This is a genomic window from Dethiosulfovibrio faecalis (genome assembly GCF_021568795.1).
GTDB lineage: Bacteria > Synergistota > Synergistia > Synergistales > Dethiosulfovibrionaceae > Dethiosulfovibrio > Dethiosulfovibrio faecalis.
Window position 1 is genome coordinate 27,594 of sequence record NZ_JAKGUE010000002.1, and the last position, 13,723, is coordinate 41,316.

Consider the following 13,723-nt stretch of genomic DNA (forward strand, 5'->3'; position numbering starts at 1 on the left):
CGGTTGACAACTTCGCCGGTGAGGGTACAATGTCGGTCGTTTCATATATTTTCAAGCGAGGAATTGATGCCAGTGACTAGAACGCTACACGACGTGGAACGATGGTTCTTGGATATGGACGCTCAGACCATGGTCTATCGATATCTTGCCTGTAAGGACGTCCCCTCCGAGGTCGTTGAAAAAGCCATCGACGAGGCGGTAGCTTTCGGCAGAAGTCATCATCGTCCCGTCGACGCCGAGATATTTAGCGCATTCGTGGACACTTTTTTCATAGACATATGTCAAGGACCTGAATGGGCTATCCGTAAAAACGACGGGGCCCCTTCCTGGATCTGTTGAGAGAGGAGGCGACGGATGGCTAACGCTAAGAAAAAAACTAAAAGCGATACCGGTACGGTTTTGGTGGTGGTAGAGTCCCCCACGAAGGCAAAAACCCTCACGAAGATGCTTGGTCCGGGCTACACCGTAAAGGCCAGCGTGGGGCACATCATGGATCTTCCTAAAAGTCGTCTGGCCATAGATGTAGACTCCAACTTTCAGCCGGAATACATATTGGTCAAGGGAAAGGCCAAGATCAAGAAGGAACTGGTTTCCTTGGCTTCCAAGAGTCGTAAGGTTCTTCTGGCCTCCGACCCCGATAGAGAGGGGGAGGCTATAGCCTGGCACCTGGCCGGTCTGATGGATATAGATCCCGAATCGGAATGCCGTATAAGGGTCCATCAGATAACGAAGGACGCGGTGGTTCGGGCCCTGGACGATCCGGAGCCTATCGACATGGCCAAGGTCAACGCCCAACAGGCCAGAAGGGTATTGGACCGTCTGGTGGGGTATACCCTCAGTCCGCTTCTGTGGAAAAAGATAAGATACGGCCTTTCCGCCGGAAGGGTTCAGTCTGTGGCCTTGACCATACTTTGCCGTAGAGAAAAGGAGATAGAGACCTTCGAACCTCAGCCCTACTGGATAGTGGAGGTCGACGGAAGCTCGGAGGACGGTCGTAGTTATCGTCTGAAAGTCGAGAAAAAAGACGGGAAGACCCTCATGGTAAAGGGGCGCCCGATGAAGATCGACAGCGCCGAAAGAGCCCAGGAGATAGTCGATACCGTAAAGAGAGAGGGCATAACAGTCACCTCCTTCACGACCAGAGAGGGAAAAAGAAAAGCCCCTGCCCCTTTGAAGACCAGTACCCTACAACAGGAGGCCGCGAGGAGGCTTGGCTTCTCCCCTCGTCGAGCCATGAGGGTGGCCCAGTCCCTGTTTGAGGGCATAAACATACATGGCAGAGGGCTTACGGGTCTCATCACCTACATGAGAACCGACAGCCTCAGACTGGCTCCCGAGGCCATAGACTCCATAAGGAACCTGATCTCCAATGGATGGGGTAAAAACTACCTTCCGGAAAAGGCAAACTTCTTTTCCTCCAAAGGAAGATCTCAGGATGCCCACGAGGCCATCCGTCCCACCGACATATCCCTTAAACCGGAGAACATAAAGTCGGAGCTCACTCCAGAACAGTATCGTCTCTACGACCTCATCTGGCGTCGAACCGTGGCCTGTCAGATGGCTCCTGCCAAGATAGACAACTCGACGGTTGAGGCAGCCTCGGGGCCCTACGGTCTCAAGCAGAAGGGAGCTGTCGTCCGTTTCGAGGGCTGGGGTGTCGTCTGGCCCATAGAGACCAAGGACGACATAGTCTCTCCCGCCGTCGAAGGCGAGATTCTCTCGGTCGACGGAGTGGATCAGGAGAGAAAAGAGACCAAGCCTCCCGCACGTTTCACCGAGGCAAGTCTCATAAAGACACTGGAGGATGAGGGAGTAGGCAGACCATCTACCTACGCCTCCATAGTCGAAACCCTGTACGATAGGGCCTACGTCGAAAAAGACGAGGAAAAACACCTGGTCCCCACGGTATTGGGACGTTCGGTGGACGGTTTCCTACTCGACCATTTCGACGGTGACAGCGTATCGCCGATAGTCAACTCCGGGTTCACAGCCACCATGGAGGAGTCTCTGGACCTGGTTGAGGAAAACGAAAGAGACTGGGTCGATGTCGTGTCCCAGTTCTGGGAACCCTTTACGAGGGCCATATCCGAAGCGGAAAAAGCCCCAAGGGTTCCGCCGCCTCCGCCGGAATTCATCGGCGAGGACTGTCCCGAATGCGGCAAACCTCTGGTGAAGAAAAGAGGACGTTTCGGCGAATTCATAGCCTGCAGCGGCTACCCGGAATGCAAGTACACCAGGCCTATCCTGAAGAAAATCGGGGTTCCCTGTCCTAAATGCGGCTCCGGAGAGGGCGGAGAGGTGGTCCAGAGGAAGAGCAAGAAGGGGAGGATCTTCTACGGCTGTTCCAGATATCCCGACTGTGATTTCGTCTCCTGGAACAAACCAGCCGCCGAGAGATGTCCCGAATGTGGGGAACTTATGGAATACAAGGGCAGATCCCGTACTCCCGTATGTACCCAATGCGGCCATAAGGGGATCGAGTGATGTCAGGAAGGGTAACGGTCGTAGGTGCCGGCTTGGCCGGCTCCGAGGCGGCCTGGCAGATCGCGAAGAGAGGCGTACCTGTCACTCTCGTGGAGATGAGACCTCAGGTTCCCTCCCCGGCCCATAAGACCGACCTCTTCTCCGAGCTGGTGTGCAGCAACTCCCTGGGAGGGGATACCGAAACGACCCCGGCAGGCATACTTAAATCCGAACTTAGGACCTTGGGTAGCCTGATCATGAAGATTGCGGACGAAAACTCCGTTCCTGCTGGGAAGGCTCTTGCGGTCGATAGAGATGGCTTTGCCGCTTCCGTGACGGATAAGCTGCTATCCCACCCTCTAATACAGGTGGAACGACGGGAGGTCAAAGAAGTTCCGGAAGGTCCGGCGATATTGGCCACCGGTCCCCTTACCTCCGAGCCCTTGGCTAGATCCATAGGAGAGCTGGCGGGAGAAGACTCCCTCTTTTTTTACGACGCGGTAGCGCCTCTGGTGCTGTCTGACACCATAGATATGACCATAGCCTACAGAAAAGACAGATACTCCGAGGAAGAGGGCGGAGACTACATAAACTGTCCTATGGACGAGGAGCAGTATCGCGCTTTTCACAAGGCCCTTCTGGAGGCAGAGAGAGCTCCCCGTCACGACTTCGAGAGCACGATAAAGTACTTCGAGGGGTGTATGCCCGTAGAGGCCCTGGCGGAAAGGGGTCCCGATACCCTGTGTTTCGGCCCCCTGCGACCGGTAGGGCTGGAGCATCCCGTTACGGGAGAGCGCTTCTTCGCGGTGGTACAGCTCCGGCAGGACAATAGAGACGGTTCGGTCTACAACATAGTCGGTTTCCAGACCAACCTGAAGTGGGGGGAGCAGGACAGAGTCTTTCGGCTCATTCCGGGGTTGGAAAACGTCGAGTTCGTCCGCAAGGGAGTTATGCACAGAAACATATACGTCAACGCTCCCAAGGTCCTGGACGGATACCTCCGTTTCAAGGGTGGTGCCGAGGATATCTACCTTGCGGGACAGATATCCGGGGTGGAGGGATACGTCGAGAGCGTTGCCATGGGTATGGTTGCGGCGCTAAATCTCCTGTCGTCGGACATGAAGCTTCCCCTTCCTGAATGGCCTGTGGAGACCGCCATAGGGGCCTTGTTGAACCGACTTTCGGACGACACTGTAAAGCGTTTTCAGCCTACCAACGTCAATTTGGGCATATTCCCCTCGTTGGGAGAGAGAATAAAACTGAAGCCCGAGCGATGCCGTAGAGTAGCCCTCAGGGCCCGAGACCGTATGGACGATTTTATTGCCGATCCCAGGTGGAAAAAACTCTGGCCCGAGGGGTAGATGCCGATTTAGTTTCACCTGATGGATTTTTAAGGGCAATATTTCCAATTGTGCTGTTTTGTGGTATCCTTTTATGCCATTAAACGGATCCCTTGGATCTATGGAAGAGGGCAAGAGCCCTCTTTTTCTGTGTCTTTTGAAAACTTGGTGTTGTTTCTTCGAGGAGATGGTAAAATAGCCAAATGAGTCTTCAGATATATTCCGCTATAGACGGATTTCTAGATCGTATGAACACATCAGGTCTATCAGAACATACGATTACAAATTACGGAGTCGATTTGGCGCAATTCGCCGAATTCCTGGAGACACAGGGAGTTTCGGATGTTTCCGACATAATCACCGAGGAGATCCGGGCCTTCATCAGATCCCTTTCCGGCTATGGCTTCGCTCCCGCTTCTGTGGGACGCAAACTGTCTGCCATAAAAAGCCTGATGAAGTACCTGCTTGAGGAGAGAGCCATAGAGAAGGACCCGTCCGGCAGGGTCAGAGGCCCCAGAAGGTCCGATCGACTTCCCAGGGCGATGTCGGTCGAGCAGGTCTCCAGGATGATCGACTGTGCCTACGATAACGACGAATATGGTTTGCGAAACGGCGCTCTGATAGAGCTGCTGTACGGGTGCGGCCTCAGGGTGGCTGAGGTTGTCTCGGTTCGTTGGGAAGACGTGGAGATAGAGGAACGGTGGCTTAAGGTCATGGGAAAGGGATCCAAGGAAAGAGCGGTTCCCTTTGGGTCCATGGCTCAGAGAGCACTTACGGGACTCAGGGCCCTGTCCATGCCGGGAGACGAATACGTCTTTCCGGGCAAAAAAGGGGGATGTCTGACGGTCCGAACGGTACACAGAGTAGTCGTTGCCGCCGCCGCCAAGGCCGGAGTGGACGGGGTTACCCCCCACTCTCTCAGACACAGTTTCGCCACCCATTTGCTGGAGGGAGGAGCCTCCCTGAGGGTGGTACAGGAACTCCTGGGACATGAACATCTCACAACTACACAGAGATACCTCAGGATAACCGCTCAGCATCTCAAGAAAAGCTATGAATCGGCCCATCCTAGGGCTGGAGGTGACGCTTAAATGTTCGAAGGAACCACTATCCTCTGCGTCAGGCAGGGAGACAAGGTCGCCATGGCCGGAGACGGTCAGATGACCTTGGGAAACCAGATAATAAAATCCAACACGGTAAAGGTCCGCCGTCTTCATGGCGGAACTGTATTGGCCGGTTTCGCCGGGTCCACCGCCGACGCCATGACCTTGCTCGAACTTTTCGAGAAAAAACTCGAGGAACACGGAGGAAATCTCATGAGAGCCGCCGTCGAGCTGGGAAAGCAGTGGCGTACGGATCGTATGCTGCGTCGTCTGGAGGCCATGATGTTGGTTGCCGACAGGTCTCACACCATCCTCCTGTCTGGAGCCGGCGACATCATAGAGCCGGAGCACGATGCGGCGGCCATTGGCTCCGGGTCGGCCTACGCTCTAGCCGCGGCCAGGGCATATATAGAATGCAGCGGCTGGGATGTCGATAAAATAGCCAGGAAATCTCTAGAGATAGCCTCAAGCATCTGCATTTATACCGATGACGTAATTTCCATGGAGGTGCTGTAATGTTCGTAGAGGACGGATCCACCTTGGTGCCCTCCGCCATAGTCAGCTACCTGGACCGCTACATAGTCGGACAGGATAAAGCCAAAAGGGCGGTGGCCATCGCATTGAGGAACCGTTTCCGCAGGAGGATGCTCGATCCCGAACTGGCCAAGGAAGTCGCCCCTAAGAACATACTCATGGTAGGCCCTACCGGAGTAGGGAAGACGGAGATCGCCAGGCGGTTGGCCGAGCTGGTAAACGCGCCCTTCGTCAAGGTGGAGGCCACCAAATTCACCGAGGTTGGATATGTCGGACGGGACGTCGAGTCCATGGTCCGTGACCTGGTGGAGACGGCCATTCAGATGGTCAAGAAGAGAATGCTCGAGGACGTTCAGACTCCCGCCATGGAAAGAGCCAGGGATAGGGTGGTCGATTTCCTGGTTCCCGGCAGGAAAAGCCGTTCCGGAGGCATGCCCACCTTCATGAGCGTCATCAAGGGGATGAGCGGAGAGGACGACTCCCAGGAAGAGGAGCAGGAGACGCCCGAGGAGGACAGGATGCGTCAGTCCACCCGTGCCAAGCTTCTGGACCTGCTTGCCCAGGGGAAACTGGACGACCGCGAGGTCGAGATAGAGATCCAGGAATCCCCCCAAATGGGAATTCCAATAATGGGCGGAGCCGGAATGGACGAAATGGGCATAAACCTCGGTGAGATGCTGGGTGGCCTGATGCCCAAGAAAAAAAAGCGAAAGACGATGAAGGTAAAAGATGCCCTCAGAGTCCTCCAGAACGAGGAAGCGGAGAAGCTCATAGATGTGGAGGCCGCGACCAGAATGGGGATGGAAAAAGCCCAGGAAGAGGGAATAATCTTCGTCGACGAGATAGATAAAATAGTCTCCAAGGGCAGCGGCGGAGGTGGCCACGACGTCAGCCGAGACGGAGTTCAGAGAGATTTGCTTCCGGTCGTCGAGGGATGTACGGTCCAGACGAAGCACGGCCAGGTGTCTACCGATCACGTCCTGTTCATAGCCGCCGGGGCCTTTCATCAGAGCAAACCGTCCGATTTGGTGCCGGAGCTTCAGGGCCGCTTCCCCATAAGGGTGGAGCTGGAGGCTCTGGACAAAACACAGCTGGCCAGGATACTTACCGAGCCCAAACATAGCCTCATAGAGCAATACGAAGCACTTCTGAAGACAGAGGGAGTATCGCTCGTCTTCGAGGACGAGGGGGTCCGAGAGATCGCCTCCCTTGCCGAGAGGATGAATCTGGAGATGGAGAACATCGGAGCCAGAAGACTTCACACAATGGTCGAACAGCTCCTGGAGGATATAAGTTTCGAGGCCCCCGAGCGCAAGGGGGAGACCTTCACCGTAGATGGATCTTTCGTAAAAGACCGTCTGGAACCACTGGTGAAAGACAGCGACGTCAGACGTTACCTGCTTTAAGCTTTGTATGTTCGACGTAGCTCCGTTTTTGAACGGTAATAATTTAAGGAGGGTTTTTTGATGGAAAAGGTAAATGACAACATAGTCTCCAACTCTGAGGAGATGCAGGATCTGCTTGAAAAGACCAGGTTGGTCGGAAGGGCTCTTCAGAGCCGCAGAGAGGGTACAAAGCCGGACTACAGCAAGTTGGCCAGGCTTTTAGGGGAGTTTTCCACGGCTAACGTCTACATCCTCAGTCGAGATGGGCAGATACTGGGCCATTCCTGGGTAAGTGAGTACCACTCCGAGGCCATCGCGTCCTTCCTGGAGACCGGGTATATGCCGGAGAGTTTTATCGAGAGGCTTAATCAGCAGAGGGAAAGCCTCATGAGCAAATCCGACGCCTATATGTTCGACGATCCCGAGGAGAAGAGCTCCGAGCCGGAGAAAGACGCCCTTTTCGTTCCCATCTACGGTGCAGCCGAGAGACTGGGAACCTTGATGCTGGTCCGCTTCGCCGAGACCTTCAGGACAAAGGACTTTGTCTTGGCCGAATATCTCGCCACTTTGGTCGGCATAGAGATCCTTCACGAGAGGACCAAGATAATCGAGGAGCGTGCCAGGGAGCGTCTGGTCGTACAGATGGCCATGAGGGCTCTCTCCTACTCCGAGGTAGAGTCTATTAAGCACATAATCAAGGAACTCAATGCCTTCGAGGGCGTTGTCATCGCCAGCAAGGTGGCAGATAGAGTCGGAGTTACCAGAAGCGTTATAGTAAATGCTCTGCGAAAACTTGAAAGTGCCGGTATAATAGAGAGCAGGAGCCTCGGCATGAAAGGTACGTTCATCAAGATATTGAGCCCCCTCTTCATTGAGGAGCTGGGGATGGAAATCGGAGAGTAAAGCAAACGGAGGTGGCGCCGTGTTCGATTTAACCTGGAAGGTGATGGAAAAAGATCTTCAGGGGCTGGCTCATAGATTTCGTTCCGTAGGCCAAAACCTTGCCAATACCAACACTCCCGGCTACGCCAGGAGAGAGGTCTCCTTCGAGGATCAGCTGGACGATATCATCAACGGGCCTAAAAGGTTGCCCATGGCGACCACCGACCCGAAGCATATGAGCACTCACGCCAGATCGGTTGAGGAGGTTACTCCCAGAGAGGACCGAATTCCCGACCAGCTCTATCGTCTGGACAGAAACAACGTCGATCCCGAGATCGAGATGGCTAAGATGGCGGAGACTAAGATGGGTTACGATGCTATGACCCAACTGGTTTCCAAGAAGGTATCGGGTTACAAGACGGCCATGGGAGGATAGGAGAGATAAAATGAGAGTTTTCAAGTCGATAGACGTAGCGGCGAGCTCGCTTACCGCCCATAGACTCTGGATGGATACCATCTCTCAGAACCTGGCCAACGTCAACTCTTCCAGAACGCCGGAAGGTGGCCCTTACGTCAGGAGAGTCCCGGTATTTCAGCAGATACTGGACGAGATTGGAGAAGACGGCAAGGTCAAGGGCGGAGTAAAGGTGGTCGAGATTGCCAAGGACACCACCACCGCTCCCAGGCTGGTCTATCAGCCCGATCATCCCGATGCCGATCAGGAAGGCTATGTAGCTATGCCAAACGTCAGCGTGGTCAGGGAAATGGCGGATATGATGGTGGCCAGCAGGGCCTACGAGGCCAACCTGGCCGTCACCACCTCGGCCAAGAGTATGTGGTCCGGCGCTCTGGATATTCTCAAGGGATAACGATGGACTCTTCGAGGGGCCCCTTTAGGGGCCTCTTTTCTTCTCCTTGCCCCTTAGGAAAAGGTCCTGTAAAATCGATGCCTTGGAAATATCAAAAACACGGAGAGTGATATGTATGATTCATCGAATAAGATCGGCCGTTTTACTGGCCCTTTGCGTCCTCCTGTATTCTTCGACTGCGGGATGGGCCACGTCTCATATGGAAAAGACCAAAATTCTGGACGAATACATAAGAGATCAGTATCGTTCATCCCCTCAGTTCAAGACTCAGGAGGAAGAGGCGTCGTCGAAGGAAGGGCTTCGCAGAGCCATAGCGAAGGGCTTCAGACACTATAACGGGGAGGTCTCTTGGGCGAACGCGTTAGAATACGCCGGTTACGTAATAGAGGCATGCGATAAATACGGGATAAACGACCCCACATTGATCGCCGGGATGATAGTCAAGGAATCCAGGGTCCGTCCCAGAGCCAGATCTCGCTACGCCTACGGGCTTATGCAGATATACTGGAAAGTTCATCGTAAATCTATAGCTCGAACCTTTCCTTGGATAAAGAACACCGAAAGCCTGATGTCTCCCAGGAACAACATATTGGTAGGGACCTGGATATTCTCCAACTATCTCAAGAGTGCGGGAGGCAACGTAGAGAAAGCCCTGCACAGATATCTCGGTGCCAGTAGCAGCAGATATGTCTCGAAGATAATGTCATATAGGGGGACCATGCGGCGGAACCTTACCGCGGTCTCAAAATAAAAAAAGCGATGATCACGCAATAAGGAGGAAATCGGGATGAGTACCGTAAAAGAGACCCACAGTTTTGAGACCGAAGCCAAGCAGATACTGGACATGATGATCTACTCGGTTTACTCGAACAAGGACATTTTTTTGCGAGAGCTCATCTCCAACGCATCGGATGCGCTGGACAAGCTTCACCTGGAATCCCTGACGGACCACGGCCTTAGCGAATGTGCCAAGGATCCCTTCATCCGCATAGTCAGGGATGAGCAGGATCGCAACCTGTCCGTTTCGGATAACGGAATAGGGATGGACAAAGACGAGATCGTGTCCTACATAGGCACCATAGCCAAGTCCGGAACGAAGGAATTTCTGGACAGGCTGAAGGAAAAAAGGGAAGGCGACGCTGCCGAGATGCTCATAGGCCAGTTCGGAGTTGGATTTTACTCCGCATTCATGGTGGCCGACAGGGTAACTCTCCTAACCCGTAAGGCCGGATCGGAAAAGGCCTGGCGCTGGGAGTCCTCCGGGGACGGAACCTACACGCTAGAGGAGGCGGAACGCCCCATTCCTGGGACCACGGTCACCCTTCATCTAAAAGAATCCGATCCGGACAACGGGATGAAGGATTACACCTCCGAATGGGTTATCCGTGAGATAGTTCGAACCTACTCGGATTTCGTCTCATATCCCATAAAAATGCAGGTCGAGAAACCCAAGGACGATAACGGCAAGGTCCTGGAGGACGAGACTTTAAACTCCATGAAAGCCCTTTGGATGCGCCAGGAGGACGAGGTCACCGACGAAGAATACCGACAGTTTTACCGTCACGTCGCCCACGACTGGCAGGATCCTCTGGCGAGGGTAGTCTTCTCCACCGAGGGTGTAAACGAGATGCACGGTATCCTCTTCATCCCTCCTAAGGCCCCTTACGACATGTTTATGAGGGAAGGTCGAAAAGGGATCGGCCTCTATGTCAAGAGGGTCTTCATCATGGACGATTGCGATGAAATCCTGCCGGGATACCTTCGTTTCGTAAAGGGAGTCGTCGACTCGGAGGATCTCTCTCTCAACATCTCCAGGGAGATTCTCCAGCAAGACCGGCAGGTCAGGCTGATCCGTAAAAGCGTGGCGAGGAAGACCCTTCAGACCCTGAAAAAGATGCTTAAAGAAGACAGAGATAAGTACCTTAAGTTCTGGGGCGAGTTCGGGGTGGTCCTCAAAGAAGGGCTCATCCAGGGCGAAGGAGAGGAGGAGACGGTAAAGAAAATCTGTCTCTTCTCGTCCACCGCATCGGAAAAACTCACGACGTTGGACGAATATGTGGACCGTATGCCACAGGGGCAGGACGTCATCCACTACATAACAGGCCCATCCGTCGAGGTCCTAAGGAAATCTCCTCATCTTGAATCTCTTCTGGAGAGAGGAGAGGAGGTGCTTCTTCTGGCCGATCCGGCAGACGAGATGTGGGTTCAGGGAGCCTCGTTCCGGGAAAAGGAGCTTCGCTCCGTGGCTAGGGCTTCGGATGACGGAGCAAACGACGAAACCAGGGAAGACCTGGGAGGGTTGATCGACTTCATCAAAGATAGCCTAAAAGAGGAGATAAAAGACGTCAGGGTATCCTCTAGGCTCACGTCCTCTCCTGCCTGCCTCGTCGGTGACGAGGACGACATGACCCCTCAGATGGAGAGGATTATGAAGGCCATGGGACAGGATGTGCCGGAGGTCAAGAGGGTGCTTGAGATCAACCCGGATCATCGCGTTCTTAAGAGCATGGTCTCCATGTTGGAGAAGGGGGACGAGGAGTCGCTTAGACCGTTCTGCTCCGTTCTCTACGGGCAGGCCGTCCTGGCGGAAGGGGGAACCCTCAAGGATCCCGCCGAATTCGGCCGTCAGTTGAGCGTTGTCATGGAGAAAGCCCTGAACTAACCGGGGTTCCCATTTGCCCGCGATACCCCTTGTGTGATATCTTGGTCTCAAGAAGAGGACGCCGAAGGGCGAAAATATAAGCTAGTCATGACGAAATTCGAGGAGGAAAAGGGATGGAAAGATTAGTCAACGACATATACCTTTCGGGGGTTCTCCACTTTGTAAAGGGGGACACCAGAGGAGAGAACCGTTTGGGTTCTTACTTCGAGTTCTCCCTGAAGAGGGAATACCGTGACATGGACGGAAGCGACAGAGTCGACTATCTCAGGATGAGGGCTTTCGATCCTGAGATAATTCGTTGGCTGGAAGCTCAGGAGGAGAATACCCCCATATGGGTTGCTGGAGAGCTTAGGTCTTCTTTGGGAAGCGGTCGAATCTACGTTTTGGTTAAAAAAGTCCAAGTTCTCAATCAGCTTTGATATTCCTTTTGTGCTTTGTAGCCGCCTTATTGGCGGCTTTTTTTATCTCTATCTATGAGGCGAAAGACCCATTATACTTGAGATAGTAAGGGACTGAACTCCCTGAAGCGTACCTAATCTCATGGTAAAATAAGCCAGTTGGATTTTTTCAGATTTGAGGAGGAGTGTGAATCGTGGACGGCATTCGCATAGATTTTTACAGGATGCATGGCAGCAGCGATGTAGGTGACGTCTTCAAAAGCCGAGAAGCCGTCGCTCCGGCACGTTCCTTCGAGGATTCGCTGAAGGAAGCGGTTGTCGGAGTGAACGAACTTCAGATGGACTCGAGTGCCATGGTCCAGAAGTTGTCTCTGGGCGACGTTGACGACGTATCGGAGGTTACTCTCTCGGTGGAGAAGGCATCTCTCGCCTTTCAGCTGTTGGTTAGGGTCAGGGACAAACTGGTCGATGCCTATCAGCAACTGAGCAGAATGGCAGTATGATAGTTTGATATGGAACGTCTTTCAGAGATAAAAAACAAAATAGGGCTTCTTTGGTCCTCCCTCCAGAGGTGGCAAAAGGCCACTCTGGTGGGAATAGTGTCGCTTGTCTTCTTTGGCTTGATAGCACTGGTCATCCTTTCCGGTAGGGAGTCCTGGGAGCCTCTGTTCTCCGGACTTGAAATTCAGGACGAGGCCTCTATAGTGGCTTATCTTAAGGAAAACAAGATCCCCTACAGACTCGATCCCGGAGCGAGTGCCATACTTCTGCCGAAGGAACACGTGTATGAGGTCCGGCTTGAACTGGCCAGGGCCGGATTGCCCAAGGGCGGGGTAAAAGGGTACGAGATCTTCGACGATGTCCAGATGGGTATGAGTGAGTTTCAGCAAAAAATAACCTACGTCAGAGCGCTGGAGGGCGAGCTGGCCAGGACGGTGGCCCAGATTGACAGTGTGGAATATGCCAAGATAAACATCGTAATTCCTCAGCCCCATCTCTTTCTGGAGCAGCAACAGCCCGCTACCGCCTCTGTCCTGGTCCGCATACATCAAGGGGCCTCGATAAACCCGGAGCAGATAAAGGCGATCGTCCACCTCGTCAGCCACAGTGTGGAGGGCCTGCAGCCGGACGACGTGACCGTGGTGGACACCGATGGGAATGTTTTGTCGGATCTCATTGAGGACGATATGTTCATCTACACTGACGGAGCGGGGCGAACAGTCTCCTCGGTTCAGCGAGAGCTTGAAAGACAACAGGAAAAGGAAATGGAGCGAAAGGTCCGAGCCATGCTGGAACGGGTCTTCGGTCCCGGAAGCGTAGTGGTCCGTATAAAGGTCGATCTTGACTTGGACAAAAAGAGAAACGCCTCTACTCAGTACATCCCTGGCCCGACAGGTAAGGGCGTAGTCCGAAGCGAGCAAAACACCGAAGAGAGCTACGTCGGTCCTGGCGGCCCGACCGGGGGAGCTCCGGGAACAACTACCAATATTCCCGGTTATGCCATAGACACCGGTGCGGGAGGAGTAGGAGAGTACAACAAGACGGACACGGTAACCAACTACGAGATAACGACTCACGAATCTGAGAACGTTGAGACCCCCGGTTCCATAAGGCGTCTCACCGCCTCCGTCCTGGTGGACGGCGACCTTTCGGACGAGCAACTGGGAGATATTCGGGCTTTGGTGGCTCCCGCCATCGGTTTTGATTCCGGCAGAGGCGACCAGATCGCTATCCAGTCGATGAAATTCTCCACTACTCTGGCGGACCGCATGGCCGAACAGCTGGCCGCCGAGAGACGGCAAAGGATAATCGCCGCAGTTACCTTGTTGGGTCTTCTGCTTCTGCTGTTGGCTATAGCTCTTTTTCTGTGGTATCGCAGACGTCGTAGGAAAAAGGCCCTCGACGCGGCAAGAAGAGCGGAGGATGCCGGACAGGTCCCCAGCCTTCAGGATCTTCTCTCCTCTCCGGGATCTCTGGAGGCCCAGGGAGAGCTAGCCGTTTTGGAGGAACAGATTCGAAACTATGCGCTGAACAATCCGGAAGATTTTGCGGCCTTTATACGCGAATGGATAGTCGAGGACTGATCG

General features: G+C 53.8%; 14 protein-coding genes. All 14 read left to right on the forward strand.

Translation table 11 applies throughout. The features are described 5' to 3' along the window. Window positions 1-72 precede the first annotated feature (72 nt). The 14 genes from L2W58_RS02185 to fliF all read left to right on the forward strand — a co-directional run bounded on the left by L2W58_RS02185 (window position 73) and on the right by fliF (window position 13,720). Window positions 73-339, forward strand: a complete 267-nt coding sequence (locus tag L2W58_RS02185) for a hypothetical protein (RefSeq protein WP_236101381.1) — start codon at window positions 73-75, stop codon at window positions 337-339. Between the two features lie 15 nt (window positions 340-354). Continuing rightward, window positions 355-2,484 carry a type I DNA topoisomerase gene (topA, locus tag L2W58_RS02190; protein WP_236101382.1) on the forward strand — a complete coding sequence of 710 codons (2,130 nt, stop codon included), beginning with the start codon at window positions 355-357 and terminating at the stop codon, window positions 2,482-2,484. After that, window positions 2,484-3,824 (forward strand): methylenetetrahydrofolate--tRNA-(uracil(54)-C(5))-methyltransferase (FADH(2)-oxidizing) TrmFO, encoded by a 1,341-nt coding sequence (trmFO, locus tag L2W58_RS02195; RefSeq protein WP_236101383.1) that lies wholly within the window; start codon window positions 2,484-2,486, stop codon window positions 3,822-3,824. The genes topA and trmFO overlap by 1 nt, the downstream gene beginning before the upstream one ends. A gap of 182 nt (window positions 3,825-4,006) precedes the next feature. Beyond that, window positions 4,007-4,894: a tyrosine recombinase XerC gene (locus L2W58_RS02200; RefSeq protein WP_255700336.1), complete on the forward strand. Its 888-nt coding sequence runs from the start codon at window positions 4,007-4,009 to the stop codon at window positions 4,892-4,894. After that, complete coding sequence (hslV, locus tag L2W58_RS02205) at window positions 4,895-5,422, forward strand: ATP-dependent protease subunit HslV (RefSeq protein WP_236101384.1); 528 nt, start codon at window positions 4,895-4,897, stop codon at window positions 5,420-5,422. After that, window positions 5,422-6,846 (forward strand): ATP-dependent protease ATPase subunit HslU, encoded by a 1,425-nt coding sequence (hslU, locus tag L2W58_RS02210; RefSeq protein ID WP_236101385.1) that lies wholly within the window; start codon window positions 5,422-5,424, stop codon window positions 6,844-6,846. The genes hslV and hslU overlap by 1 nt, the downstream gene beginning before the upstream one ends. 60 nt (window positions 6,847-6,906) lie before the next feature. Beyond that, window positions 6,907-7,728, forward strand: coding sequence for a GTP-sensing pleiotropic transcriptional regulator CodY (gene codY / locus L2W58_RS02215; RefSeq protein ID WP_236101386.1), 822 nt, complete (start codon window positions 6,907-6,909; stop codon window positions 7,726-7,728). Window positions 7,729-7,747: 19 nt separating this feature from the next. After that, entirely contained in the window at window positions 7,748-8,143 is a 396-nt protein-coding gene (flgB, locus tag L2W58_RS02220) for a flagellar basal body rod protein FlgB (protein WP_236101387.1), read from the forward strand. A 10-nt stretch (window positions 8,144-8,153) separates the two neighbouring features. Next, window positions 8,154-8,576, forward strand: coding sequence for a flagellar basal body rod protein FlgC (gene flgC / locus L2W58_RS02225; protein WP_236101388.1), 423 nt, complete (start codon window positions 8,154-8,156; stop codon window positions 8,574-8,576). 115 nt (window positions 8,577-8,691) lie between these two features. Next, on the forward strand, window positions 8,692-9,327 hold the full coding sequence (locus L2W58_RS02230) for a transglycosylase SLT domain-containing protein (RefSeq protein ID WP_236101389.1): 636 nt from the start codon (window positions 8,692-8,694) through the stop codon (window positions 9,325-9,327). A 36-nt stretch (window positions 9,328-9,363) separates the two neighbouring features. Next, the gene (gene htpG, locus L2W58_RS02235; protein WP_236101390.1) at window positions 9,364-11,238 is read left to right on the forward strand and encodes a molecular chaperone HtpG; all 1,875 of its coding nucleotides are present in this window, start codon (window positions 9,364-9,366) and stop codon (window positions 11,236-11,238) included. 113 nt (window positions 11,239-11,351) lie between these two features. Further along, window positions 11,352-11,657, forward strand: a complete 306-nt coding sequence (locus tag L2W58_RS02240) for a hypothetical protein (RefSeq protein WP_005658988.1) — start codon at window positions 11,352-11,354, stop codon at window positions 11,655-11,657. A 173-nt stretch (window positions 11,658-11,830) separates the two neighbouring features. Beyond that, window positions 11,831-12,139: a flagellar hook-basal body complex protein FliE gene (gene fliE, locus L2W58_RS02245; protein WP_236101391.1), complete on the forward strand. Its 309-nt coding sequence runs from the start codon at window positions 11,831-11,833 to the stop codon at window positions 12,137-12,139. A gap of 9 nt (window positions 12,140-12,148) precedes the next feature. Further along, window positions 12,149-13,720: a flagellar basal-body MS-ring/collar protein FliF gene (gene fliF / locus L2W58_RS02250; RefSeq protein WP_236101392.1), complete on the forward strand. Its 1,572-nt coding sequence runs from the start codon at window positions 12,149-12,151 to the stop codon at window positions 13,718-13,720. Window positions 13,721-13,723 lie beyond the last annotated feature (3 nt).

Bases quoted from the DNA above. Each gene is read 5' to 3' on its own strand.
- topA (WP_236101382.1), top strand. From the start codon at position 355: ATGGCTAACGCTAAGAAAAAAACTAAAAGCGATACCGGTACGGTTTTG.
- trmFO (WP_236101383.1), top strand. From the start codon at position 2,484: ATGTCAGGAAGGGTAACGGTCGTAGGTGCCGGCTTGGCCGGCTCCGAG.
- L2W58_RS02200 (WP_255700336.1), top strand. From the start codon at position 4,007: ATGAGTCTTCAGATATATTCCGCTATAGACGGATTTCTAGATCGTATG.
- hslV (WP_236101384.1), top strand. From the start codon at position 4,895: ATGTTCGAAGGAACCACTATCCTCTGCGTCAGGCAGGGAGACAAGGTC.
- hslU (WP_236101385.1), top strand. From the start codon at position 5,422: ATGTTCGTAGAGGACGGATCCACCTTGGTGCCCTCCGCCATAGTCAGC.
- codY (WP_236101386.1), top strand. From the start codon at position 6,907: ATGGAAAAGGTAAATGACAACATAGTCTCCAACTCTGAGGAGATGCAG.
- flgC (WP_236101388.1), top strand. From the start codon at position 8,154: ATGAGAGTTTTCAAGTCGATAGACGTAGCGGCGAGCTCGCTTACCGCC.
- L2W58_RS02230 (WP_236101389.1), top strand. From the start codon at position 8,692: ATGATTCATCGAATAAGATCGGCCGTTTTACTGGCCCTTTGCGTCCTC.
- htpG (WP_236101390.1), top strand. From the start codon at position 9,364: ATGAGTACCGTAAAAGAGACCCACAGTTTTGAGACCGAAGCCAAGCAG.
- L2W58_RS02240 (WP_005658988.1), top strand. From the start codon at position 11,352: ATGGAAAGATTAGTCAACGACATATACCTTTCGGGGGTTCTCCACTTT.
- fliF (WP_236101392.1), top strand. From the start codon at position 12,149: ATGGAACGTCTTTCAGAGATAAAAAACAAAATAGGGCTTCTTTGGTCC.